20 protein-coding genes are annotated in these 23,687 nt (G+C 71.5%); 6 read left to right on the forward strand and 14 right to left on the reverse strand.

Going from position 1 to position 23,687, the window contains the following annotated elements:
- Positions 1–96: 96 nt before the first annotated feature.
- The 5 genes from mgrA to AMIS_RS39080 form a co-directional block, all read right to left on the reverse strand.
- Positions 97–1,074, reverse strand: coding sequence for an L-glyceraldehyde 3-phosphate reductase (gene mgrA / locus AMIS_RS39060; protein ID WP_051042647.1), 978 nt, complete (start codon positions 1,072–1,074; stop codon positions 97–99).
- 457 nt (positions 1,075–1,531) lie between these two features.
- Positions 1,532–2,326 carry a sugar phosphate isomerase/epimerase family protein gene (locus tag AMIS_RS39065; protein ID WP_014448016.1) on the reverse strand — a complete coding sequence of 265 codons (795 nt, stop codon included), beginning with the start codon at positions 2,324–2,326 and terminating at the stop codon, positions 1,532–1,534.
- Positions 2,323–3,471 (reverse strand): dihydrodipicolinate synthase family protein, encoded by a 1,149-nt coding sequence (locus AMIS_RS39070; protein ID WP_014448017.1) that lies wholly within the window; start codon positions 3,469–3,471, stop codon positions 2,323–2,325. Before AMIS_RS39070 ends, AMIS_RS39065 begins: the two co-directional genes overlap by 4 nt.
- Position 3,472: 1 nt before the next feature.
- On the reverse strand, positions 3,473–4,621 hold the full coding sequence (locus AMIS_RS39075; RefSeq protein ID WP_014448018.1) for a Gfo/Idh/MocA family protein: 1,149 nt from the start codon (positions 4,619–4,621) through the stop codon (positions 3,473–3,475).
- Between the two features lie 250 nt (positions 4,622–4,871).
- Positions 4,872–5,960 (reverse strand): threonine aldolase family protein, encoded by a 1,089-nt coding sequence (locus AMIS_RS39080; RefSeq protein WP_014448019.1) that lies wholly within the window; start codon positions 5,958–5,960, stop codon positions 4,872–4,874.
- Between the two features lie 59 nt (positions 5,961–6,019).
- Between AMIS_RS39080 and AMIS_RS39085 the strand changes: the two genes are divergently transcribed.
- Positions 6,020–9,331 carry a DUF4132 domain-containing protein gene (locus AMIS_RS39085; protein ID WP_014448020.1) on the forward strand — a complete coding sequence of 1,104 codons (3,312 nt, stop codon included), beginning with the start codon at positions 6,020–6,022 and terminating at the stop codon, positions 9,329–9,331.
- 301 nt (positions 9,332–9,632) lie between these two features.
- On the opposite strand, the gene AMIS_RS39090 is transcribed toward AMIS_RS39085, so the two are convergent.
- The 3 genes from AMIS_RS39090 to AMIS_RS39100 form a co-directional block, all read right to left on the reverse strand.
- Positions 9,633–10,286 (reverse strand): biliverdin-producing heme oxygenase, encoded by a 654-nt coding sequence (locus tag AMIS_RS39090; RefSeq protein ID WP_014448021.1) that lies wholly within the window; start codon positions 10,284–10,286, stop codon positions 9,633–9,635.
- A 115-nt stretch (positions 10,287–10,401) separates the two neighbouring features.
- Positions 10,402–11,427, reverse strand: a complete 1,026-nt coding sequence (locus tag AMIS_RS39095; RefSeq protein WP_014448022.1) for a WxL protein peptidoglycan domain-containing protein — start codon at positions 11,425–11,427, stop codon at positions 10,402–10,404.
- 78 nt (positions 11,428–11,505) lie between these two features.
- A complete protein-coding gene (locus AMIS_RS39100; protein ID WP_014448023.1) occupies positions 11,506–12,687 on the reverse strand; it encodes an HtaA domain-containing protein in 1,182 nt (393 codons plus the stop codon).
- Between the two features lie 191 nt (positions 12,688–12,878).
- On the opposite strand from AMIS_RS39100, the gene AMIS_RS39105 reads away from it, so the two are divergent.
- Genes AMIS_RS39105 through AMIS_RS39120 form a run of 4 tightly spaced genes read left to right on the forward strand, consistent with a single transcriptional unit; the run spans position 12,879 to position 16,517 of the window.
- Entirely contained in the window at positions 12,879–13,676 is a 798-nt protein-coding gene (locus AMIS_RS39105) for a hypothetical protein (RefSeq protein ID WP_014448024.1), read from the forward strand.
- Positions 13,673–14,704 (forward strand): heme/hemin ABC transporter substrate-binding protein, encoded by a 1,032-nt coding sequence (locus AMIS_RS39110; RefSeq protein WP_014448025.1) that lies wholly within the window; start codon positions 13,673–13,675, stop codon positions 14,702–14,704. Before AMIS_RS39105 ends, AMIS_RS39110 begins: the two co-directional genes overlap by 4 nt.
- Positions 14,695–15,765: a FecCD family ABC transporter permease gene (locus tag AMIS_RS39115; RefSeq protein WP_014448026.1), complete on the forward strand. Its 1,071-nt coding sequence runs from the start codon at positions 14,695–14,697 to the stop codon at positions 15,763–15,765. The genes AMIS_RS39110 and AMIS_RS39115 overlap by 10 nt, the downstream gene beginning before the upstream one ends.
- Positions 15,762–16,517: a heme ABC transporter ATP-binding protein gene (locus tag AMIS_RS39120; RefSeq protein ID WP_014448027.1), complete on the forward strand. Its 756-nt coding sequence runs from the start codon at positions 15,762–15,764 to the stop codon at positions 16,515–16,517. The genes AMIS_RS39115 and AMIS_RS39120 overlap by 4 nt, the downstream gene beginning before the upstream one ends.
- Here the strand turns inward: AMIS_RS39120 and AMIS_RS39125 are convergent.
- From AMIS_RS39125 to AMIS_RS39135, 3 genes are all read right to left on the reverse strand, one after another.
- Positions 16,514–17,299 (reverse strand): DNA adenine methylase, encoded by a 786-nt coding sequence (locus AMIS_RS39125; protein WP_014448028.1) that lies wholly within the window; start codon positions 17,297–17,299, stop codon positions 16,514–16,516. The two genes, AMIS_RS39120 and AMIS_RS39125, sit on opposite strands and share 4 nt — an antisense overlap.
- 218 nt (positions 17,300–17,517) lie before the next feature.
- Positions 17,518–17,742 (reverse strand): hypothetical protein, encoded by a 225-nt coding sequence (locus tag AMIS_RS39130; RefSeq protein WP_041830347.1) that lies wholly within the window; start codon positions 17,740–17,742, stop codon positions 17,518–17,520.
- 193 nt (positions 17,743–17,935) lie between these two features.
- Positions 17,936–18,244 (reverse strand): helix-turn-helix domain-containing protein, encoded by a 309-nt coding sequence (locus AMIS_RS39135; protein ID WP_041830348.1) that lies wholly within the window; start codon positions 18,242–18,244, stop codon positions 17,936–17,938.
- Between the two features lie 285 nt (positions 18,245–18,529).
- On the opposite strand from AMIS_RS39135, the gene AMIS_RS41105 reads away from it, so the two are divergent.
- Positions 18,530–19,687 (forward strand): EAL domain-containing protein, encoded by a 1,158-nt coding sequence (locus tag AMIS_RS41105; protein WP_014448030.1) that lies wholly within the window; start codon positions 18,530–18,532, stop codon positions 19,685–19,687.
- A gap of 8 nt (positions 19,688–19,695) precedes the next feature.
- Here the strand turns inward: AMIS_RS41105 and AMIS_RS39145 are convergent, their stop codons facing one another.
- The 3 genes from AMIS_RS39145 to AMIS_RS39155 form a co-directional block, all read right to left on the reverse strand.
- A complete protein-coding gene (locus tag AMIS_RS39145) occupies positions 19,696–21,963 on the reverse strand; it encodes a GMC family oxidoreductase (protein WP_014448031.1) in 2,268 nt (755 codons plus the stop codon).
- 79 nt (positions 21,964–22,042) lie between these two features.
- Positions 22,043–22,456, reverse strand: coding sequence for a Dabb family protein (locus tag AMIS_RS39150; RefSeq protein WP_014448032.1), 414 nt, complete (start codon positions 22,454–22,456; stop codon positions 22,043–22,045).
- Between the two features lie 34 nt (positions 22,457–22,490).
- Positions 22,491–23,678: an MFS transporter gene (locus AMIS_RS39155; RefSeq protein ID WP_041830349.1), complete on the reverse strand. Its 1,188-nt coding sequence runs from the start codon at positions 23,676–23,678 to the stop codon at positions 22,491–22,493.
- Positions 23,679–23,687 lie beyond the last annotated feature (9 nt).

Here is a 23,687-nt window from a genome sequence, read left to right on the forward strand (position 1 = left end):
CGTCGCGCACGGCAACCAGCAGCCCGACCCGACGGCCGTCGACGAGCTGCAACAGCGGATCTTCCGGGTCCGGCACACGCCGTCGGTGTCAGTCGTTTAGTAGCCGCTTGATCGCGCCCACAGGTTGATGCCGGACTCCGTGGCGTACCCGTCGATCTCGGCGAGTTCCGCGTCGGTGAACGTGGTGTTCTCCAGGGCCGCCACGTTCGCCTCCAGCTGGGCGACGCTGCTCGCCCCGAGAACCGTGGACGTCATCCGCGGGTCACGCAGCGCCCAGGCGATCGCCAGCTGGGCGAGGCTCTGCCCGCGGCGCTCGGCGATCTCGTTGAGCGCGCGGACCTTGCCGAGGTTCTCCTCGGTGAGCCACTCGTCAAGGAACGAGCCGCGCGCCGGCGTGACCGAGCCGTCCAGGTACCGGTCGGTGAGCATGCCCTGCGCCAGCGGCGAGAACGCGATGCAGCCGACGCCCTCACGCTCCAGGGTCCCGAGCAGTTCGGGCTCGATCCAGCGGTTCAGCATCGAGTACGACGGCTGGTGGATGAGCAGCGGCGTGCCCAGGTCACGGAGGATCGCGGCGGCTTCCGCGGTCTTCCCGGCCGAGTAGGAGGAGATGCCGACGTACAGCGCTTTTCCGGCGCGCACCGCGGCATCGAGGGCACCCATCGTCTCTTCGAGCGGGGTGTCCGGGTCGTACCGGTGTGAGTAGAAGATGTCCACGTAGTCCAGGCCCATCCGCTTCAGCGACTGGTCCAGTGACGCGGTCAGATATTTGCGGGAACCCCATTCGCCGTAGGGGCCGGGCCACATGTCGTAACCGGCCTTGGTCGAGATGACCAGCTCGTCGCGGTGCGCCCGGAAGTCGGTGGCGAGCACCCGCCCGAAGTTCGCCTCGGCCGACCCGTACGGCGGCCCGTAGTTGTTCGCCAGGTCGAAATGGGTGATGCCCAGGTCGAAGGCGCGACGAAGGATGGCCCGCTGAGTCTCCAGAGGCCGGTCGTCACCGAAGTTGTGCCAGAGTCCGAGCGAGATGGCGGGCAGTTTCAGGCCGCTGCGCCCGCAACGGCGGTATTCCATGGTGTCGTAACGGCTCACCCGGAGAGTCCACCAGAAAAGCAGGTGGTCCGCCGAGCAAGCCGCCGGATCTCCCTCCGCGACGGGCGCCAGCCGGACCAGCCGGACCACAACGCCGCCGCCGCGGCACTGGGCGCCGCCGCGGCACTGGGCACCAGCCGGACCAGCCGGTCCACAGCGCCGCCGCGACAGCACTGGACACCAGCCGCACGATGCGGCCCTGTCGCCGGGACGGCGACGCACCGGAGTTCACGCCGGCCGCGATGAGGTCGCACCGAAACGGTTCGTGTGCCCTCATCCCGGCCCAAGCGTTGATGGATCGCCACGCAGCTGTTGCGTGTGACCTCATCCCCCAGCGCAGCCGTTGCGTGTGACCTCGTCCCCGCAGCGCAGCCGTTGCGTGTGACCTCGTCCATGCGTCGCTCCGCACCTGAAATCCACACGCTGAAGTGCGGGCGTCCTATGTGACGGCCTGGTAGCTGGCGACTGTCGCTGCCAGGACCTCGGGGCCGGGGCGCTGCCACAACTCCTCGTTCATCACCTCTACCTCAATCGGCCCGGTATATCCGGCCTGGGCGACCGCAGCGTGGAACGCCGCCATGTCGACGCAGCCGTCGCCGGGCAGGCCGCGCCCTGTGAGCACACCGGCCGGCAGCGGCGTCACCCAGTCCGCGAGCTGGTAGATCGCGATCCGTGAGCCGGCGCGGCTGATCTTGTCGAGGGCGGTGTCGTCCCACCACAGGTGATAGGTGTCGACCGTGACGCCGACCTGCCCGACCGGGTGCTGCTGGGCGATCGCCATGGCCTGGTCCCAGGTGCTGATCACGCAGCGGTCGGCGGCGTACATCGGGTGCAGCGGCTCGATGGCGAGCGTCACGCCGCCGGCCGCCGCGTGCGGCACGAGCTGGGCGATCGCGTCGGCGACGTGCCGGCGGGCGCCGGCGATGTCGCGGGAGCCCGGGGGCAGGCCGCCGGAGACCAGCACGAGGACCGGTGTGCCGAGCGCGGCCGCCTCGTCGATGGCCCGGCGGTTGTCGTCGAACCAGTCCGGCGCCTGGAAGAAGCCGCTGCGGCAGAGCGTGGTCACTTCCAGTCCGGCGTCGCGGACCAGGGCGGCGGAGCGTTCCAGCCCGTACTCCTGGACCGGCTCGCGCCAGAGCGCCACCTTGTCGACGTCCGCCGCGACCAGGCCCTTGACCAGGTCTTCCAGACCCCAGTGCTTGGCGGTGATCTGGTTGAACGAGAACCTGCTCATGCGGTGCCTCCGAAGACCGAGAAGAACCGGTTCGCCCGGTGGGCCGCGAGGTCCGGGTCGGGCAGCAGACCGGCGGCGTCGGCGAGTTCGATCAGCTTCGCGAAGTGCGGCACGGACCGCCCGGACTGCAGGCCGCCGACCATCGTGAAGTGGTCCTGGTGCCCGGCCAGCCAGGCCAGGAAGACAATGCCCGTCTTGTAGTAGAACGTGGGCTTCGTGAAGATGTGCCGGGACAGCGGGACGGTCGGCGCGAAGATCCGCTCGTACTCGTCGACGTCGTTCCGGTCGAGCGCGGCGAGCGCTGCCGCGGCGGCCGGTGCGATCGCCGCGAAGATGCCGAGCAGCGCGTCGGAGTACCCCTGATCGTCTCCGCGGATCAGCGACGGATAGTTGAAGTCGTCCCCGGTGTAGAGCCGCACCCCGGCGGGCAGCCTCCGCCGCAGCCGTACCTCATGGTCCTCGTCCAGCAGCGAGACCTTGATGCCGTCCACTTTGCCGGCGTTCCCGGCGATCAGCTCCAGGACCGTCTCCGTCGCCTTGTCCACGTCGGACGAGCCCCAGTATCCCTCCAGCGCCGGATCGAACGCGGTCCCCAGCCAGTGCAGCACCACCGGCTTGTCCGACTCGTCCAGCAGATGCTGATAGATACGCAGGTAGTCGTCGGCAGAGGTGGCCGCCGCCGCCAGATGACGGCTGCACATCAGCACCGGCACGGCACCCGCATCCGCCACATCCGCCAGCTGCTGCCGATAGGCGGACAGCGCCTGCGAAAGACTCACCGGCCCGGGCTGCAGATTGTCGGTGGCGACCCCGGCCACGATCCGCCCGCCGGCGCTCCGCGCCTCGGCCGCACTGCGACGAATGAGTTCCCTGGTCGCGGCATAATCCAGGCCCATCCCGCGCTGGGCGGTGTCCATCGCCTCCGCCACTCCGAGGCCGTGTGACCAGAGGTGGTGCCGGAACCGCAGCGTGGTGTCCCAGTCGACCACCGCGGGCGCCCCGGGAGCGTTCTCCCCCCGGGGATCCGCGACCACGTGCGCTGCACCGTACGCAATCCGGCTCTTGATCGGGGTTGTCGGCTTCTCCCAGGTCGTGGTGGTGGAGAGGGTCAGGTCGGGGCCGCCGGGCAGGTTCACCGTCGCCATGTCAGGCGTCGCCCAGCTCGATGCGCCGGCCTGACTGGGCCGACTCCAGGCCCGCCTCGGCCAGCCGCACCCCGCGCGCGCCGGACGCGAAGTCCCAGTGGAACGGCTCGCCGGCCACCACGTGCCGCAGGAACGCCTCCCACTGCACCTTGAACCCGTTGTCGAACTCCTCGTTGTCCGGCACCTCGGTCCAGTGGTCGCGGAACGACTCGGTGAGCGGCAGGTCCGGGTTCCAGACCGGCTTCGGCGTGGTCGCGCGATGCTGGATCTTGCAGCCGCGCAGGCCGGCAACGGCGCTGCCGAGCGTGCCGTCGACCTGGAACTCGACCAGTTCGTCCCGGTTCACCCGGACCGTCCAGGACGAGTTCAGCTGGACGACGATGCCACCCTCCAGCTCGAAGATCGCGTAGGCCGCGTCGTCGGCGTCCGCCGCGTAGACCTCGCCGCGCTCGTCGACCCGCTCGGTGATGTGGGTGGCGGTGGTCGCCTGCACGCTGCGGACCGCGCCGAACAGCTCCTCGAGCACGTAGTTCCAGTGCGGGAACATGTCCATCACGATGCCGCCGCCGTCGGCGAGCCGGTAGTTCCAGGACGGGCGTTGCGCGGTCTGCCAGTCGCCCTCGAAGACCCAGTAGCCGAACTCACCCCGTACCGAAAGGATTTTGCCGAAGAAACCGCCGTCGATGAGCCTCTTCAGTTTCCGCAGCCCGGGCAGGAAGAGCTTGTCCTGCACGACGCCGTTGCTCACGCCGGCGGCCGACGCCAGCTCGGCCAGCTCCAGCGCGGCCGCCGAGCTCTCGGCCAGCGGCTTCTCGGTGTAGACGTGCTTGCCGGCCGCGATCGCCTGCCGGATCGCCTTCTCCCGCTGCGCGGTCACCTGCGCGTCGAAGTAGACCTCCACATCCGGCCGGGACAGCGCCGCGTCCAGATCGGTGGTCCACTCGGTGAGCCCGTGCCGGGCCGCGATCGCGGCGAGCTTGTCCGGGTCACGGCCGACCAGGATCAGCTCGGGCCAGATGTGCCCGCCGCCGGTCAGCGGCACGCCGCCCTGGTCACGGATGGCGAGGAGCGAGCGGACCAGATGCTGCCGATACCCCATCCGGCCGGTCACACCATTGATGACGATGCCGATCGATCTGCGGGCTGCCATGCGGGTTCCCTTCAAGGGTTCAGAGGAAAGCGCTTTCCTGCTGCTCGTAGCGTAGGCCGCCGGGCCGTTCGCGGACAAGGCCCATTGATGGGTACGCCTGAAACGCACCAGCCGCACGTGAACCGTCCCGCAGCTGACACGCGGCCGTCCGCCGACGCCGGGCCGTTGCGCGGGCTACGGCTACCGGTGCATGGCTGAGCACAGAAAACAGGCCGCCGTCGACGCCGGTCCGCCGTGTCGCGCTGCCCGGTCAGCGGCAGAGTTCGAGGAGCCGCTCACCCGCGTCGGCCACGTCCGCGGCGGTCCACTCCAGGGCCGCCGCGGCGATCGTCAGCTCGGCCATCGCGACCCCCGGCACCTCGGTGTCCCGCCACCCGCCGGCGAACCAGACTTTTCGCTGCTCGGCGAGGGTGAGCACGGCCGCGTTGAGAACCCCCGCCGGGTGCGGCAGGAACAGCCGGAACTGATGGGTGTGCGGCGGCTCCGGGAAGACCCGGGCGCCCGGCAGCTCGGCCAGCGCGGCGGCCACCCGGCGCGCGTGCCGCACGTAGTCCGGCACCCGCGGCAACTCCCGGTCCAGCCCGGCCACCGCGGACATCACCGCGGGCCACTGCTGGAACAGGTTGCCGCCGTGCCGGTGACGCCAGGCTCGCGCGTACCGGGCCAGGTCCGCGGTTCCGGCGAGCGCCGCGCCGCTGAGCCCGCCCAGCGTCTTGTAGAACGAGACGTACGTGCTGTCGGCCTGCTCGGCGATCTCGGCGAGGGATCGGCCCAGATAGGGTGCCGACTCCCAGATCCGGGCGCCGTCGAAATGCACCCGGGCGCCGATGTTCACCGCCTCCTCGCAGGCCTCGGTCAGCTCGTCCCAGGTCGGCAGGACGAAACCGGCGTCCCGCATCGGCAGCTCGAAGACGACCGTGCCGACCCGCTCCTCCAGGGCGGCGATCTCGGCGGCAACCGGGTTGCGGTACGCGGTGGTCGGCGTGACCGCGCGCAGGCCGGACAGGGTCGCGTACGCGTCCCGCTCGTGCACCAGCTGGTGGCTGAGCGGGTGCAGGGCGACCGCGCCGGTCTCCTGAGCGCCGTACCGGAGCGCCACCTGCTGTGCCATCGTCCCGGTCGGGAACCAGACCGCCGCCTCGGTGCCGAGCAGGTTCGCGACCCGCTGCTCCAGCGTCGTCACCGGGCCGTCGCCGTAGTAGTCCGGCAGGTCGTCCAGGTCCGCCACGGCCGACAGCTCGTCCAGTCGCTCCCGCATCGTCACCGGCCGCGCGCCGGAGAGGATCCGATCACAGGCCCGCATGGCCGCCTGTCGGCGCCGCAGAGTGTTTTCCGGCATCGCCGGATGGTCGCAGATCGTTCCCGGTTTTGTCGTACCGTCTCGATAACGTGCCGGCCATGGAGAGCCCGTTCTGGCACAGGCATCGGTTCCCGCGTCGTGGCAGCGCCGGGCTGACCCCGTTCGTCCCCGACCCGCAAGCCCGGGAGCAGATTCAGGAGGAGATGGGGCGCCGGCCCGGCTACGTGCGCCAGGTGCTCGCCGCGCCGACCACGGCCGAGTCCACGGCGGTCGCTGCGCGGGCCTGGCTCGACAGCGACCCCGCCGCGCCCCCGCTCGGCGCCGCGGCGGTCGCGGCGATCCTCACCAGCGGTGTCTGGCCGCCCCGGCCGCAGGTCGTCGCGTTCGCCGACCTGCTGATCGCCGAGCGTGGGCTGCGCTTCGCCGCCGAGGCCGCTGCCACGCTCTCCATGCTGCTGGTCACCGACGACAACCCGCCGCCCCGGCAGTTCCCGCCGGGGGCGCAGCAGCGGCTCGGCGTGCGGCACCTGCAGTCCGGGGAGAACCGGCAGGGCTGGCAGATCGACATCCCGCTGCAGGTGCTGCTCCGGGTCCGGCGCGCGCTCGCCACCGCCGGCGACGCCGAGCACGCCGCGGTGGTCGAGGCGCTGCTGCCCTATCGCGGCGCTCATCCCTACGGCCGGAGGGCCACCTCGGTGCTCGTGCCCGGCCGGTCCGACTGGGTCGAGCAGGACATTCTGTCGGCGGTGGGCGACTCCGACGCGTACCGTGCGGCGGCCCTGGTCGCGGCAGCCGGCACCGGCGCTCAGCTGGACACGCTCGTCCCGGTCGCCACCGGCTGGGCGGTCATCGGCTCGACCGCCATGGTCTCCACCGTGCTCGACGGGGTGGGTGTGGCCGCAGCCCCGGCCCTCTTCCATTGGTTCGACGCCGGTTTCGGCGACGCCACGGCTCAGAAACGCCTGCTCACCGCCCTCGCTGCCCTCCCTGGTGACGAGGTGATGCGCGGGTTGATCGAGCGGGTCGACGCGAAATACGTGGTGGGTGTGCTGACCGAGGCCGCCGAGCGGGACCCCGAGCGGGCGCTGCGGCTGTTCGCCGAGGGCGCGGCGAAACGCACGATCGCCGACCTGCTGCGCGGGCACGTCCTGGCGCACCCCGGCCTGGTCGAGGAGGTGACGCCCCGGCTCGGCCCGGCGGCCGCCGAGCGGGTCCGGGAGATCGTCGCCGAGGCCCGGTCGCTGGTGATCGCACCGGCCACCGCGGTGCCGCCGCTGCTGGTCAGCCCGCCGTGGCTGCACCGCGCCAAGGCCGCCAAACCGGTCGTGATCAGCGGCCTGAGCTGCTCCGATCCCGCCGCGGTGCGGTGGCTGCCGGGCGAGCGCGAGCAGTGGCTGGAGACCCCGGTCCATCGCGGCGGCGGCAAGTGGCGGCTCGGGTGGAAACAGACCGCCGAGCGGATCCTGCAAGGCCGCGGCCAGTGGAACGAGGCGGCCCGCTTCTTCGTCGACGCGCCCGACGACATCGCCCGTGCCACGATGCGTCAGTGGCGCGCCAAGGACTCGTGGGAGGCCGGCCCCTGGCTGCGGGTCGCGGTGGCCCGTTTCCAGCTCGACGCCCTGCCCGCCCTGCTCGACCTGGCGAAACGCGGCTCGGCGGAGCACGCGGCGCTGCTCCTGCCGTTCACCTCACCCGAGGTCGCCGTCGTGATGGCCGACTGGCTGGCCCGCCTCAAGAGCCTGCGCCGCCTCGCCCTGGCCTGGCTGCTGCGGCACCCGGCCGAGGCCGCGCACGCGCTGATCCCGGCGGCGCTCGGCAAGGCCGGCACGGCGCGCCGCCAGGCCGAGGGCGCGCTCCTCGCGCTGCACGCGCACGGCAAGACAATCCCCCAGCGGTACGGGCCTGAGGCCGCCGCCGCGATCGAGACACTGCTCGCCACCGACCCGCTGACGATCCTGCCGGCCCGGATGCCACCGGTCCCTGCCTGGGCCGTTCCCGGGCTGCTGCCGCCGGTGCGACTGCGGGACGGCTCCGGCGCGCTGCCGCCCGAGTCGATCACCCACCTGATCACGGCTCTCGCGCTGTCCCGGCTGGACAGTCCGTGGGCCGGGCTGGCGATCATCCAGGAGGCGTGCGAGCCGGCCGACCTCGCCGAGTTCGCGTGGGGCATCTTCCACCGCTGGCAGCTGGCCGGCGCCGAGGCGAAGGAGAACTGGGCGCTCGACGCGCTCGGTCTGCTCGGCGACGACGAGACGGTCCGCCGCCTCACCCCGCTGATCCTGGCCTGGCCCGGCGACGGCGGCCATCAGAAAGCGGTGACCGGGGTGAACGTGCTGTCCGCGATCGGCTCCGACGTCGCCCTGATGCGACTGCACAGCATCGCGCAGCGCGCCAAGTTCAAGGGGCTGAAAGTGGCAGCGCAGACCCGGATGACCGAGGTCGCCGACGCGCTCGGGCTCACGCCGGAGCAGCTCGCCGACCGGCTCGTCCCCGACTTCGGGCTGGCCGGCGACGGCAGCCTGCGGCTCGACTACGGCACCCGGCAATTCGTCGTCGGCTTCGACGAGCAGCTCCGCCCGTTCGTCACCGACGCCACCGGCAAGCGGCTCAAGTCGCTGCCCAAGCCGGGCGCGCGCGACGACGCCTCGTCGGCTCCCGCCGCGTGGAAACGGTTCGCCGCCCTGAAGAAGGACGTCCGGACCGTCGCGGCCGACCAGGTGCGCCGGCTCGAGCAGGCGATGGTCCGCGGACGGCGCTGGCCGCTCACCGAGTTCCGGCAGTTCCTGGTCGACCACCCGCTGGTCTGGCACATCTCCCGCCGGCTGGTCTGGGCGGTCTTCACCCCGGCCGGTCCGGTCCCGTTCCGGATCGCCGAGGACCGGACGCTCTCCACCGTGGATGACGAGCCGTTCACCCCGGCCGGCGACGCGGTGGTCGGGATCGCGCATCCGCTGGATTTGGGAGCGGGCCTGGCCGCGTGGGCCGACCTGTTCGCCGACTACGAGATCCTGCAGCCGTTTCCGCAGCTCAGCCGGGATACTTTCGGGCTCACGCCGGAGGAGGCCGCGGGCGGGGCGCTGTCCCGCTTCGAGGGCCTCACGCTGCCCACCACCCGGGTGCTCGGCCTGGAACGCCGCGGCTGGCGTCGCGAGGAGCCGCAGGACGCCGGCATGCAGTGCCGGATGGAGCTGGTCGTCGCGCCGGGTCTGGAGTTCACCCTGGAGATCGACCCCGGCATCGCGGTCGGTTCGGTCGACTACTTCCCGGAGCAGAAGGTGACGGCCGCCTACCTGCACGACGGCACGGGCGACCGCTGGCGCCGAGAAGCGCGCGGCGAGGTGGCGCTGGGCGAGCTCCCGCCGATCGCGGCGTCCGAGCTCCTCCGCGACATGAACACCCTGACCACCTGAGCGGGCCGGCCCCGCGTGGGGACTTGAGCGGGCCGGCCCCGCGTGGGGACTTGAGCGGGCCGGCCCCGCGTGGGTACTTGAGGCGCGCACCGCACCCGAACTCCACACCCTTGGGCGGTGGACACGCGGCGGCCGCACGCTGTGGCGTGCGGCCGGGCGGTGAGGGCGGGGGCGGGCGACCGGCGGCGGGGGCAGGCCGCGGCCCGGGGACAGGCTCCGGGGGCCAGGCCGCGGCCCGGGGACAGGCTCCGGGGGCTGATCGCAGCGCGAGGGCTGGTCGCAGCCGGGGCAGGCTGTGGGATCAGGCTGCGGCGGGGATGTCTTCGGGCCAGGCGGCGCCCAGCTGGGTGAAGATGGCGCCGTTGAAGCCGAAGGCCAGCTGCGCCTCGGCGAGCACCACCTCCAGCTGCTCCTCCGGCAGGTCCAGCGCGTCCAGGCGCTGACGGTAGGCGGTCTTGTAGGCCTTGGCGTCGGGGATCTGGTCGAAGCGGTAGAAGTGCGTCGCGGCGGCGGGCAGGCCGTACTTCTCGGCGAGGGTGCGAGCGATCAGCTGGCCGCCGCTCAGGTCGCCGAGGTACCGCACGTAGTGGTGGGCGACGAAGTGCGCCGGGGAGGTGCGGCACTTCTCGCGGAGTCGCTGGGCGTACCGCTGGGTGGCCTCGACCGGGACGACCTCGGACTCCCAGCCGGTGCCGTGCAGGTGGGCCAGATCGGCCTCCAGGGCGGGCACCCGGAACAGCGCCGGGTCCGCGAACGCGCCGGCCACCGGGTCGTCGCGCATCGCCCGGGCGGCCGCTTCCAGCTCCCGGTAGATCACCAGGTACTGGGCGGTGAGCTCGGTGAAACCGGCCACCGGGATGGTGCCCGCCATCAGACGGGAGATGAAGGTCCTGGTCTCGGCCTCACGGTGCTCGACCATGGTGGCGCGACGGATACGGGCTGCGAAACCGGTCATCTCGGCTCGTCCTTCCTGATCTGCGAAGCAGCGGCGAGGCGCGGAGCGGCGGTGCTCAGCGGTCGCGGGGTGGAAGCCCTGCCGGACTTCCAGTATCGGGGAACCGGAGCGGTCCTCATTGGGCGACGCCGGGGGCACGCCGGGTGCGCACCTTTCGGCGGACAAGACGGACAATCAGGTAGATCAGTGCGACGCCGAGCAGCGCTACCAGGGCCCAGGGCCAGGCCCAGACGCCGGTGCTGCGGGAGACGGCGGTCAGCTGCTCGTCGAAGGAGGCGGGCACGACGCTGACCTCGGCGGCGAGGCGCACCGCCGGCTGCACGCCAGTGATCTTTTCAGTGATCGTCACCGAACCGCCAGGGAGCAGTTCGGGTATCTCCATGGCGTCCGTCCGAGCGAGTTGCCAGCCGAACGGGCCGTTGACACGAACCGCTCCGGAGCCGCTGAGCCGCAGGTTCCCGGTGTTGCGGACCAGGTAGCTCACGGTCATCGTGCCGCCGTCGGCCGGGTTCGCGGACTGGCTGTACTCCAGCCGTACCGTGTCGATCTTCATGCTCGGCGTGGTGGCGCCGGCCACGGTGAGGTAGACGCGGGCCGCGATGCGGCGGTCCACCAGCACCTTCTGGCCGTTCGCGTCGACCTGTTCCTCGGCGATCGAGGCGATCACCCCGCCGGCGTGGTCACCGGGGGTGGCGTTGTCCGGGATCGTGACCGAGAACGGCACGTCGAGACGGGTGTTCGCGGGGACCGTGTACTGCTTCGCGCCGAGCCCGATCCAGGAACCGATGTCGGTGGGTTGCTGTGCGGCGGCGAGCAGGGCGAACGAGCCGTCGTCGGTGGTGTACGCGTCGGTCCCGTACACGGAGAAGGTCTGGGGCTTGGTGGTGAGGTTGGTGATGCCGACGTAGTCGGTGATCCGCTCGCCGGGGTTCGCGCGCCGGATGATGAAGTCCCGCCCGTCCGGGCCCTTCGCGCTCGACGGCTGCACCGACCAGCGCACGCCGGTGTCACCCGGGGCGGCCAGAGCGGGCACGGCTGCGCGGGCGGGCACGGCCGCAGCAGCGGGGGAAGCCGAGGCGGGCGTGGCGGCCAGGATCGGCGCCACGGCGAGAGCGGCGGCCAGGAGGCCCCGGACGAACATGTTGCTCCTTACGATGGGGCCGGGCCGGCCGGGAATAATTGCGGTATTCCCGGCCGGTTCCCTCGCCCTGGAACGAGATCAGGCGAGCGTCAGGGTGAGAACGGCGCTGTACTCACCGGCCGCGCTGGACTCGGGGATGCCGAGTTCGAGGGCGGCGCCGCAGGTGGAGCTGCCGAGGCTGCTGCCGGTCTCCGCGCTGCAGAGGGTGCGGCTGGCGCCGAGGCCGGTGCCGGGCGCGACCGGGTTGCCGGCCGTGACCTTGTTGCTGACGCCGGCGGCGTCGACGAGCGAGCCGTCGACCACCTTGGCGTTCGGGGTCCAGCCGAGGTTGGCGGCCGGGATCTTGCCGCCACCGGTCGACGAGAAGTCGGTGACCTGGCCGACCAGGTCCCAGCCGGAGTTGGTGCCGCGCAGGTCGCTGACCGTGACCGCGTTGAGCGAGCCGGACGCGGTCTGGCCCGGGGTGGCGGCGGAGAGCGCCACGTTGGAGCCGGCCGACGTCAGGGTCAGCGCGCCACCGGTGACCGCCGCCTTGATCGTCTGCGACGCGGAGCTGTTACCCGGCTCCGGGTCGGTCGGATCGGTGGGGTCGGTCGGGTCCGTCGGGTCCGTGGGGTCGGTCGGATCCGTCGGGTCGGTCGGGTCCGTGGCCTCGGCCGAGGCCGTCGCCGTGATCGGGTCGAGCGCCGCGCCGGCCGAGTAGAAGCCGGTGAACGCCTTCGCACCCGCATCGGTGAGGGTGGACGCCAGGTTCGAGAACGAGACGGCGCCGTCGGTGACCGTCGGGGCGGTGGTCACCACCGAAGCGATCTCGGCCTGCTCCTGGTCGGACTGGACGACCCCGCCGTTGACGAGTTCGACGTCGGCCTTGAGCGCGCCGGTGCCGTCGCCGTCGACCACGAGGGTCGGGTTGGCGAGGGTGATCTGGAAGAAGTGCGCCGGGTACGAGAACACCACGGTGCCCTTGTAGTTCACGGTCGCGGTGCCGGCGGCGGCGTCGTACGTGCCGCCCTTGGCCGTGAAGTCGAAGGTGCCGTCGGCGTTCCGGGTGGCGCCGTCGCTCAGCGCGATCGGCGGGGTGCCGTTACCGGTCGAGATGTATGCCCGGAACGACGCCTTGAAACCCCAGTCCAGGCTGCCGCCGGCCACCTTGACCGATGCCGCCTGGGCGGGGCTGATCCCGGTCAGCGCCGCGGCGGCGCCGATCGCGATCGCGCCGGCGAACAGTGCGACCCGCTTCGGGCCGTTGGTTGTGCCCATGCTCGTTGTCCCTTCCCAAAGAAGCCCGCACAGGCCGCTGAGGCCCTGCAGAGGCCGGGGTAAGCCCTGCAAGAGCCGGTGAAGCCGATGTGGGCGGACGCTCGCGAGTTCGAGCGAGGTTAGGCTAGCCTCACCTAAACCCGTGATCAAAAGCAAGATCACTCAGGCTGAAAAATCGCTGGAGGACTACGGTGCGCATCGGCCGGATAACCGCATTCGCGGCCCTGGCGCTACTGATGGTGGCCGTGTCGGGCACGCCCGCACAGGCCGCGAAACGACTCACCGTCTCGAAGACGAAAGGCTTGGACCGGGCCGGCGAGACGGTCACCGTCACCGGCCGCGGATACGACACCAGCAAGGGCATCTACGTCGCGTTCTGCCTGGACAACGGCGCTGGAGTGATGCCCTCGCCGTGCGGCGGCGGCGCGGACATGTCGGGCAGCTCAGGCGCGTCCGTCTGGATCTCGTCGAACCCGCCGTCCTATGCGGAGGGATTGACGAAGCCGTACGGCAAGGGTGGATCGTTCCGAGTCTCCGTCAAGGTGAGCCAGATGATCGGCGATGTCGACTGCGCCGTTCGCGGCTGCGCGATCGTCACCCGCAATGACCACACTCGTACCAGCGATCGGTCCCAGGATGTCCGCATTCCGGTGCGGTTCGCCGCCGTGAAGACCACCGGCGGAGCGGCCCGGCCCGCCACCACCGCCGCGCCCGCTTCCACGGCCGGCGTGAAGTCCACCACAGCGACCACGCCGAACGGCTCCAAGACCCCGGTCGGCCCGCCGACCGGCCGCCTCGCGACGGCCGCTCCCCCGGACGCCCTCGCCACCACCCCCGCCGCGGTGACGGTCGCCGAGCCGATGCTCAGCCGCACCAGCACCGCGACACCACTCGGCCACTGGTGGGCGATCGGCGGCGCGTTCCTCGTCGGCATGCTCGCCACCGCCGTGACCGGCCGGATCCGGCGTCGCAAGCAGGAGAAAGCATGAGAATCCGCCATGTCGCCGTGACCCTCGCGGCGACCGTCGCCCTGACCGCCGGCTGCACCTCGGTGAGCGAGATCGGACCCGAGACCGAAGCGGCCGCGGCAGGCGGCAACGGCTGCGGTGTCACCACCGCGAAGCTCGCGGACGAGAACATCACCCCGCTCGACCCGGCGCCCACCCCGAAACTGCCGGTCACCGTGAATTCCGCGGACAAGCGCAAGGTCACCGTGAAGAGCGCCGACCGGATCCTCGCGGTCAACCTCTACGGCTCGCTCGGCGAGATTGTCTTCAGCCTCGGCCTGGGCGACCGGGTGGTGGGCCGGGACACCTCGACCACGTTCCCGGCCGCGGGGAAACTGCCGCTCGTCACGCCGCAGGGACACGACCTGTCGGCCGAGGCGATCCTGAAACTGAACCCGACCGTCCTGATCGCCGACGACAGCATCGGACCGCCGACCGTGCTGAAGCAGATCCGCGACGCCGGCATCCCGGTCGTGATCATCGATGACGAGCAGACCCTCGCCGCGGTGCCCGAGCACATCCGGGCCGTCGCGGCCGCGCTCGGCGTGCCCGAGGCCGGTGAGCGGCTCGTCGAACGGGTCCAGTCGGAGATCGACGCGGCCCGGAAGACGGCGCCCGCGGGCGGCACCCCATCGAGGATCGCGTTCCTCTACGTCCGCGGCACCGCCGGGGTCTTCCTGATCGGCGGCAAGGGCGCCGGCTCGGACTCGATGATCGAGGCGATCGGCGCGGTGGACGCGGGCAGCGCCATCGGGCTCACGAAGTTCCGCCCGCTGACCAGCGAAGGCCTGATCAACGCGGCGCCGGACGTGCTGCTGGTGATGACCGAGGGCCTGAATTCGGTGGACGGCGTGGACGGCCTGCTCAAGCTGCCCGGTGTCGCGCAGACCCCGGCCGGCGCCAACCGCCGGATCGTGGACATGGACGACGGGATCCTGCTCAACTTCGGCGCTCGGACCGGCAAGGCTGTCGAGGCGCTCGCGAAGGCGGTCTACGGCCCGTGCAGCTGACCGAGGAAAAGCAGCAAGCGACGCTCAAGTCGTACAAGAAGGTGGGGTTGATCGGGGGTCTGGCGGCCGGGCTCGTGGTCATCTGCCTGGTGGCGGCGGGGAAGGGACAGGTGCCGATCGCGCCGGCCGAGGTCGCCGGCTCGCTGCTGCACCGCCTCGGCCTGGACCTCGGTCCGCTGCCGTCGGCGGCGCAGGGTGAGAACGCGCTGTGGCTGGTGCGGTTCCCGCGCGTGGTGCTCGCGGTGATCGTCGGGGCGTCGCTGGGCTGCGCGGGCGCGCTGATGCAGGGCGTCTTCGGCAACCCGCTCGCCGAACCGGGCGTGGTCGGCGTCTCGTCCGGCGCGGCGGTGGGCGCGGCCGCGGCGATCGTCAGCGGCGTCACCGTCCTCGGGGCCTGGAGCACCGCGGCCGCCGCCTTCGCCGGCGGCATCATCACCACCTTCCTGGTGTACGCGATGTCGCGCTCAGCCGGCCGGACCGAGGTCGTGACGCTGGTCCTGACCGGCGTGGCCGTGAACGCGACGGCCGGCGCGCTGCTCGGGCTGCTGATGTTCCTGACCGACGACGACGGCGTCCGAGCCATCGCGTTCTGGCAGCTCGGCAGCCTCGCGCAGGCCACCTGGGGCGCGGTCGCAGTGGCCGGACCCTGCGCGATCGCCGGTCTCGCGGTGGCGGCCCTCTGCGCCCGCCGCCTCGATCTGCTGGCGCTCGGCGAACGGCCGGCCCGGCACCTCGGCGTCGACACCGAACGGCTGCGGATCACCGCGATCGTCGCGACCGCGCTGCTCACCGCGTCGGCCGTGGCGTTCACCGGCATCATCAGCTTCGTCGGCCTGGTCGTGCCGCACCTGATCCGGATGGTCGCCGGCCCCGGGCACCGGGTGCTGATCCCGGCGAGCGCGCTGGGCGGCGCGGTCATCGTGGTGACCGGTGACCTGATCGCCCGGACCGCCATCGACTATCAGGAACTACCGCTCGGGGTGCTCACCGCCGTGGTCGGCGGACCGGCTTTCTTCTGGCTGCTGCGCCGCACCCGGGCCCGCGCCGGAGGCTGGGGATGATCGCGACCGGAGTGTCCGTGCGACTGGGCGGCCGCGAGGTCGTGACCGGCGTCGACCTGCACGCCGACCCGGGTGAGGTGGTGGCGCTCGTCGGGCCGAACGGCGCCGGCAAGTCCACATTGCTCGCCGCACTGGCCGGCGATGTCGCGTACACCGGCCGGGTGGAGATCGACGGCCGGGAGATCGGCTCCTACAAGGCCGCCGAGCTGGCCCGGCACCGATCGGTGCTGCCGCAGAAGGCGACCCTGTCGTTCCCGTTCGACGTCGGCGAGGTGATCCGGATGGGCCGGGCGCCGTGGGCCGGTCGGCCGGAGGGCGACGACGACGAGGACGCCGTCATCGAGGCGATGAAATGGACCGAGACCAGCGCGTTGTCCGATCGCCCGTTCCCGGCGCTCTCCGGCGGTGAGCAGGCGCGGGTGGCGCTCGCCCGGGTGCTGGCCCAGCGGACGCCGGTGCTGCTGCTCGACGAGCCGACCGCGGCGCTCGACCTGCGCCATCAGGAGCTGGTCATGGCGGCCGCGCGGGCGCGCGCCGCGGACGGGGCGGCGGTGGTGGTCGTCCTGCACGATCTGGGGCTGGCCGCCGCGTACGCGGATCGGGCGTATGTGCTGGCCGCGGGCCGGGTGCGGCGGTCCGGGCCGCCGGCCGAGGTGTTCACCGCGGAGCTGCTCAGCGACGTCTACCAGCACCGCGTCGAGGTGATCCACCATCCACGGACCGGGACGCCGTTGATCGTGCCGCACCGTTAAGGCTTGATCCAGAGCTTTTCGGTACGGGTGGCGCCCTTCTCCACCTTCGGCGGCTTGAGGGTGACCTGTCGCCACCCCGCCAGGGCCGCGTTGTAGAGGTCGTTGTCGTACCCGCTGAGGACCACGGGACCGGCATGACGGCGGAGCACGTCGAGCATCTCGACATGCTCCGCCGTCGTCATCTCCTGGCCGTACATCCGCTGGGTGCGCACCTGGGGCAGGTAGGGCGGGTCGGCGTAGATCAGGCAGTCGGCGGCCGAGAAGCGGCGCATCACGTCGACCGCCGGCCGGTTCTCGATCTCCGCCTCGGCGAGGCGCCAGGCCATCGACCGCAGCTCGGCGGGCACCCGGCTCCACCTGTCGGACATCCCGCGGGCGCGCTGCCGTACCCCGCGGGTCTTCCATCCGGTCTTCTTGGCGAGGTCGCTCGCGTGCGCCTGCCAGACCCGCACCACGAATCGGCGGGCGTCCTCCAGCGGGTCACCGGTGATCACGTCGGAGATCGCGTACTCGTCGCGGGACCAGGGTGTCGCTTCGAGGGCCCAGCACAGTTCCTCGGTGCGGTCGCGCAGCATCCGGAACAGGTTGACCACGGCGCCGTTGGTGTCGTTGATGAGTTCGTGGGGTGACGGTTCCTTGGTGAAGAAGACCGCGCCACTGCCGAAATAGGGCTCGAGATAGTGATGGTGAGCACCGAAGTGGGCGATCACCGAGCCGGCGATGGACCATTTGGAACCGGGATAGCGCAGCGCTGCTGACCTGCGCGGAAGCAGCAGCGCCACCGAATCGCACCACCCTGAATGACGGTATTGATATGGTGGACATGTGCATGTCTAGTGCCAATTAGCATTGTGAAACGGCCTATAAGGTCATTTCACCCGTTGGGATTACTTGATGATCCCTTATCCGGGGGTCTCGGACCGCCAGCCGGGACCCCCGAGCAAACGAAAAACGGCGGCGCTCCCGGAGAGACCGGGGCGCCGCCGCGATGCTGTCCGGGTTACTTGACCTTGACGGCGTCGGTCGCCGAGGCGGTGGCCTTGGTGCCGCTGCCGGCGTAGACGACCTTCCAGGTGCCGGTCTTGATGGCGGTGAACTTCGTCGAGTAGCCGGCCGGGAACACGTCGACGCCGACGCCGGAGTACGCGTAACCCTTGGTCGGCATCGGGGCGCTCAGCACCGCGGTGCCGGTGACGTTCGTGCAGCCGGCCTTGGCGCTGAGCACGAACGCGCTCTTGCTGAACGAGGTCGACTTGACGGTGACGTTCAGCGCGGCCTGGGCGGGTGCGGCGCCGACCAGGACACCCGCGGCGGGAACGGCGGCGAGGAGGGCGGGAGGGTGTGGCCGACGTACTTCGCCTTGACCACGCTCGACGGCGAGGCCGAGGCGAAGGTTGCCGCGCTGGTGAAGCAGGCGGTCAGCTGAGATCCTCGCGAGCCTCGTCCTGACGCTTGTAGATCTCGTTCTGCCGGAGGGCCTCCTCCAGCTGGTCCTCGAGAATGATGATCCGGCAGGCGGCTTCCAGGGCGGTGCCCTGATCGACCATCTCCCGGGCGCGAGCGGCGAGACGCAGCTGGTAGCGGGAGTAGCGGCGGTGACCGCCGGCGGATCGGAACGGGGTGATCAGCTTCTCTTCGTCGAGCCGCCGCAGGAAGTCCTGCGATGCGCCGGTGATCTCCGCGGCGCGGCCCATGGTGTAGGCGGGATAGTCATCGTCACCGAACATGTCGTCGGGTTGGGCCACTGACACCTCCACACGTCGAGGGCCCCGGCGCAATGCGCCGGGGCCCAGGGTTTACGGGTCGAAAACACAACTTCTTCTGCTGCTCGCCGGTGTCGGAGCCCCGCGCGACTTCATGGCCCCGGCACGTGCGACGAGCTACTTCACAAGACCTCTGCTCTCAACAAGAGAAACACTAACCGCACTACGCCATAAAGTCTAGTGCGTTCGGCAGAGATTTTCGGCCCCGGAGTTCCGCAGGTGGGCCGGCCCGCTGCCGATCAAACGGGCATGCCGACCGCGCCCGCCCCGGGAACCACTGTCACGATCGAGGCCGTGCTGGCCGGGCGGCTCGTGCGGCCGCTCTTCCAGCCGATCGTGGAGCTGTCCGCCCGTACCGTGGTGGGGTTGGAAGCTCTTGCCCGCGGCCCGGCCGGAAGCGCTCTGGAATTCCCGGACCGGTTGTTCGCCGCCGGAGCCGCCGCCGGTCGGCTCGGCGAGCTCGACATGCTCTGCTTCGAACGCGCCCTGGAAGGCGCGATGGCGGCTCCCGTCGCGCCGCCGCTGCTCTTCGCCAACGGCGAGCCGGCCGTGATGGACCAGCCGCTGTCGCCCCGGCTGATGGAGTTGTTCGCGAGCGGACCCTCGTTCCGGACCATCCTGGAATACACCGAACGCGCGCTGCCCTCGGTGCCCGGCAGCCTGCTGCGCCTGGCCGGGCAGATCCAGCTCGGCGGCAACGGGGTCGCCCTGGACGACGTCGGCGTGGACCCGATGTCCCTGGCGTTCCTGCCGGTCCTCGAACCGGAGGTGATCAAGCTCGACATGAGCCTGGTCCGCGACCCGCACGCGGCGCACAGCCGCACTGTCGCAGCCGTGGTGCGCGCCGAAGCACAGCGGACCGGCGCTCTGGTGATCGCCGAGGGCATCGAGACCGAGGACGACCTGGTCACCGCCCGCGAGCTCGGGGCGCACTGGGGTCAGGGCTGGCTGTTCGGCCGGCCCGGCCCGCTCGATGTGGCCACCCATCGTTACGACCCGGCCGCGGCCTCCGCCCTGCGCCCGCCCAGGCCCGGCTTCCACCAGCCCCCGGGCACCCCGTTCGAGGTGGCCTCGGCGCGGGCGCCGAGGCAGCCGGGCACGGCCGCGGGGATCGCTGCGGCACTTGATCGGGTACGGGACATCGCCGCCTCCGACGACGCGGCGGTGATCGTGGCCTCGACCGCCGACCTCCCCGTCCCGCTCCACGAACTCGCCGGACGGGCCCGCTCCACGATCGTGCTCGACCGTCCGGTGCCGGGCGAGGTCGCGGTCGCGGTGATCGGGCCGGGCTACGGGCACGCGGTGTGCATCCGATCGGCGGGCGGGCCGGAGCTGGTGATCGTGGACGATCTGCCGACGGTCGCGGCGGTCAGCCGCGTCCTGCTGAACCGGCACACCCGGGGATGAACGGGCGGTCAGGGCAGGTCGATGAGGGTCGGCAGGTAGGCGGAGACCACTCTCTTCGCGAAGAACCCACCGAATCTCAGGACCGTGGTGAGCCTGCGGGCGCCGGTGGGCCGGACGGCGCCGAGCATCCGGAGGACATCGCGGAACGCGATCGCGGCGCTGCCGATCGGCACGGCGTCGTACCGCTCCTCCGGCCGGGTCAACGCGATCTGCAGCCGGGTCGTCGCCCGCCACGGGTGGAGGCCGTGCCGACGGCCGACCTTCTTGACACCCTGCAGTAGCCACTCACGCCCCTCGTCATCGGTGAAGGGCAGGACGTAGTCCATCGACCGCTCGGTCCCGCCGCCGACCGGGGCGAGCAGGTGCAGGACGCCGTCCCGCACGGCAACCGGGGCCGTCGTCAGCCCCTCGACTCGCACCGTGCCGCTGACCTGCGCGGCGTGCACCGGGTCGTCGAGGAACGTTCGGAAGTCCGGAATGCTGACCGTCAGTCGCAGAACCACCTCTTGTGCACCGGTGTCCGGCCGGAGCCGGCCGCGCATGGTCTCGGTGAATCGCAGTCCGCGCCCGGCCGGCGGGCGCGGGCCGCGGGCGGTCACCGCCCGGACCGCCTCGTCCTCGGGAACCGGGCCACGGACCGCCCGGGCGAGCTCCGGCGCGGTCCACCCCGGATCGCCGGTGATCCGGCGGACCGCGATCTCGATGCATCGCTCGGCCACCGCGGCGATGGTCAGCGACGGGTTGCCGCCGGTCGCGCCGGGCAGGGCGCCGCCGTCCAGCACGTAGAGGCCGGGATGCCCGAAGACCTCGCCGTCGGGATCGACGACACCGGTGTCGGGGCCGTCGCCCATCGGGGCGCCGCCGAGGTTGTGCACGGTCACCGGCTGCCGGAACAGCCGCCAGGTGGGTGTGGTGAACGGCCGCCCGCCGAACGCGCGGACCACCGCGCCGGAGATGCTCTGCTCCTCGGTGTAGAGCGGGTCGTTGCGGGTCACGTCCCAGGTCACGCGCAGCCGCTTCGTGCGGCGGGACAACGAGATCCGGCCGTCCGCGCGATCCCGGCCCATGGCGAGCAGCACCGCGGTGTCGTCCGGCTCGTCGTCCAGCCTCGCCGCCATCGCTCGGGTGGCCGTGAGCACCCGCTGCGTGCCGACGCCGATCGTCTGTGCCACCTGAGCGGGTAGCCGGGACAGGTGAAGGGTGCGGACCAGCCGCGCGAGGTGTTCGGAGAATCCGCCGTCCTCCAGCACGAACCAGTGCTCACGGTCTGACTCGCCGCTGCGGATCAATGACGCGGTGGTGATCGTCGGTCCGCTGTGCGGGACGAACGCCTCGGTGAGCCCCTGCCCGAAGCTGAGGAAGTCGCCGTTGCCGGAGTACCGGCTGCCCAGCGTCTCGGGCAGGTCCGGCAGGGTGCCGTACTGGTCCCGGCTGCGCAGCAGCAGCTCGGTGCTGCCGAGCGCGCCCGCACAGAGGAAGACGTACCGCGCCGTGACGTCACGCTCGACGCTGCTGCCCGGATGCCCGTGCTCCCGCAACCGGACCCGGTAACCCTCATCGGTACGGGCGATGTACACCGCCTCGGTCCGCACTCCCACGGTCGCACCGTGCTTCTCGGCGAGTGCGAGGTAGTTGAGGTCGAGCGAGTTCTTCGCACCGACGTTGCAGCCGATGTCGCATTCTCCGCAGAACGTGCAGCCGCGCTGCGGGACGCCGAACGGGTTGGTCTGTCCGGGGCCCTCGTCGTCGAACGTCACGGCGAGATTGGGATGGAAGAAACCCTCGGAGTGACCGAGGTCGTCGGCTGCCCGCGCCATCAGGCGTGTCTTCGGCGGCAACACACCGGTACGGGGATCCGCGGGGACCGGTCGCACGTTCAGCATGGCGGACGCGAGGTCGTAGTACGGGTCGAGCGTCTGCCGGGTGTACGGCGCAGGCCAGCGGTCGTCGAAGACCTCCGCGGGCGCCCGCATGGCGACGTTCGCGTAGACGAGCGATCCCCCGCCGTACCCCGCGGCTCGGACGGCGAGGATGTCGTTGAGCGGCATCGCGTCGTAGAGGCCGTGCCCGCACATCCACAACCAGCCGTCGTCCAGGCGCGACAGGTCGCGGGGGAAGTCGCCGGGCCGCCAGCGCCGGCCGCGCTCGATGATCGCCACATCGACGCCGGCCTGGGCGAGCCGGCAGGCGGCGACGGCTCCGCCGAACCCACTGCCGATCACCAGTGCCTCGTAGTGATCGCGGCCGAGTTGTTCGGGGGTCTGCTGCGAGGTCATCGGATTCCTTTCGTGGGAGGCGGAGCGCGGTCCGGGTCCGGCGCGTGACGCACCGGACCCGGACCGATTCGCGGGTGTCTCAGCTGGTGGCGGTCGGGGCGCTGCTGCCGGTGTACTCGGGCAGATCGGCGACGAGCTTGGTCAGCTCGGCGTCGTTCTCGTACCGCCGCTTGTGCAGCGCGGCGATCTTCGCGCCCATCTCCGGGTCCAGGTCGTCGGTGATGTCGTACGACTCGAACTTCTCCACCAGCGGGAGACCGACCCGGTCCGTGTTCGAGTGCGCCGGGTGGGTCAGGTACTCCCAGTAGCCGTCCAGGTCCTCGATCACGAAGACCGCGCCCCACTCGAACTCGCCACCGAAGTCCGGGCCGACGACGAACGACTTCACCGACGGGATGACCCGGCCCTGGTTGCGCAGGCTCTCCAGCGCGACCTCGAGCTCCTCCGCCGAGACGCCTTCCTTGATCTTGAAACGGTTGCCGTGGTAGATCATCTTGTTTCTCCTTCGTGATACGGGTGGATGGTTCTCAGCGCCGGAAGGCCCGGACGGTGAGGGTCATTGCGGCACCGGCGAGCAGGACTGCGCCGGAGTATGTGAAGGTCGCGGCGATGCCGAGCGCGTCGACGACCGGCTGCATGAGCAGCGGCGACAGGAACTGCCCGAGGAAGATCGCCATGACCAGCCCGCCGAGGACGCGGCCACGCTGAGCGGGGGAAGCGATCTCGGCGAGACGGGTGTTCAGATTGGGCACCACGAGCCCGACGCCGATGCCACCGATGAGCACGCCCACCGCGAGCTGCGCCAGCACACCGGCGGTTCCGGCGACTGCCCAGCCGGCGCCGAGCAGACCGATGCTCAGGGCGGTGATCGTGGCCGGCTGCAGGCGCTGCCGCAGCCGGGGGAAGGCAAGGGCGCCGACGATGCCGGTGAGCGTGCTGCCGGCGATCACCACGCCGGTCATCGCGGTGCCGGTGTGGAACGTGGTCAGCCAGAAGGGCAGCTGGGTGGGCGCCATGTAGAAGATCACCGTGGCGGCTGCCGCCAGGGCGTACACCCCGGGGATCTCCCGGCTCGTGCCGGCGGTCGCGAGGGATACGGCCGGGGTAGTGCTCGCCGTGCCGGTGCGCCGGGCGGACTCTCTGAGGAAGAGCGCGGCAGCCGGCAGGATCAGTGCGGCCACGGCGTACAGCAGGAACGGTGAGCGCCAGGAGACGTCGGCCAGGACGCCGGCCAGCGGCAGGAACACCACCCCGCCGAGGCTGGCGGAGGCCTGCTGCAACCCGAGGAATCTGGCCCGCTCCGGTCCGTCGAACCAGTCGGCGATGACGGTGCTGACCGCGGTCATGACCCCGCCCACGGCGGCGCCGAGCAGGGCCCGGCTGGCGATCAGGATCCCGAGGTTCGTGATCAGGTAACCGGCGGTGCCGGCGAGTGCGTACAGCGCCAGGGAGCTGAGCAGCAGCGGCCGGCGCCCGATCCGGTCGGCGAGCAGGCCCGCCACCGGGGCGGTCACGGCGATCGCCAGGGACGTCACGGTGAGGGTCAGGCGGACGAGGACGTCGGCGGCCGGGGTGCCGGCGTAGGCGACGGTCATGGCGGGCAGGCTGGGAGCGATGATCGCCGCGCCCATGATGGTCAGGCTGGCCGAGGCGAGGACCGCGGCCCGGGCGGCGATGGCCGGTCGTGGTGACCGCGTCGCGATGGTGGTGGTCATGAATTCGTC

It is taken from the genome of Actinoplanes missouriensis 431, assembly GCF_000284295.1.
Taxonomy (GTDB): Bacteria; Actinomycetota; Actinomycetes; order Mycobacteriales; family Micromonosporaceae; genus Actinoplanes; species Actinoplanes missouriensis.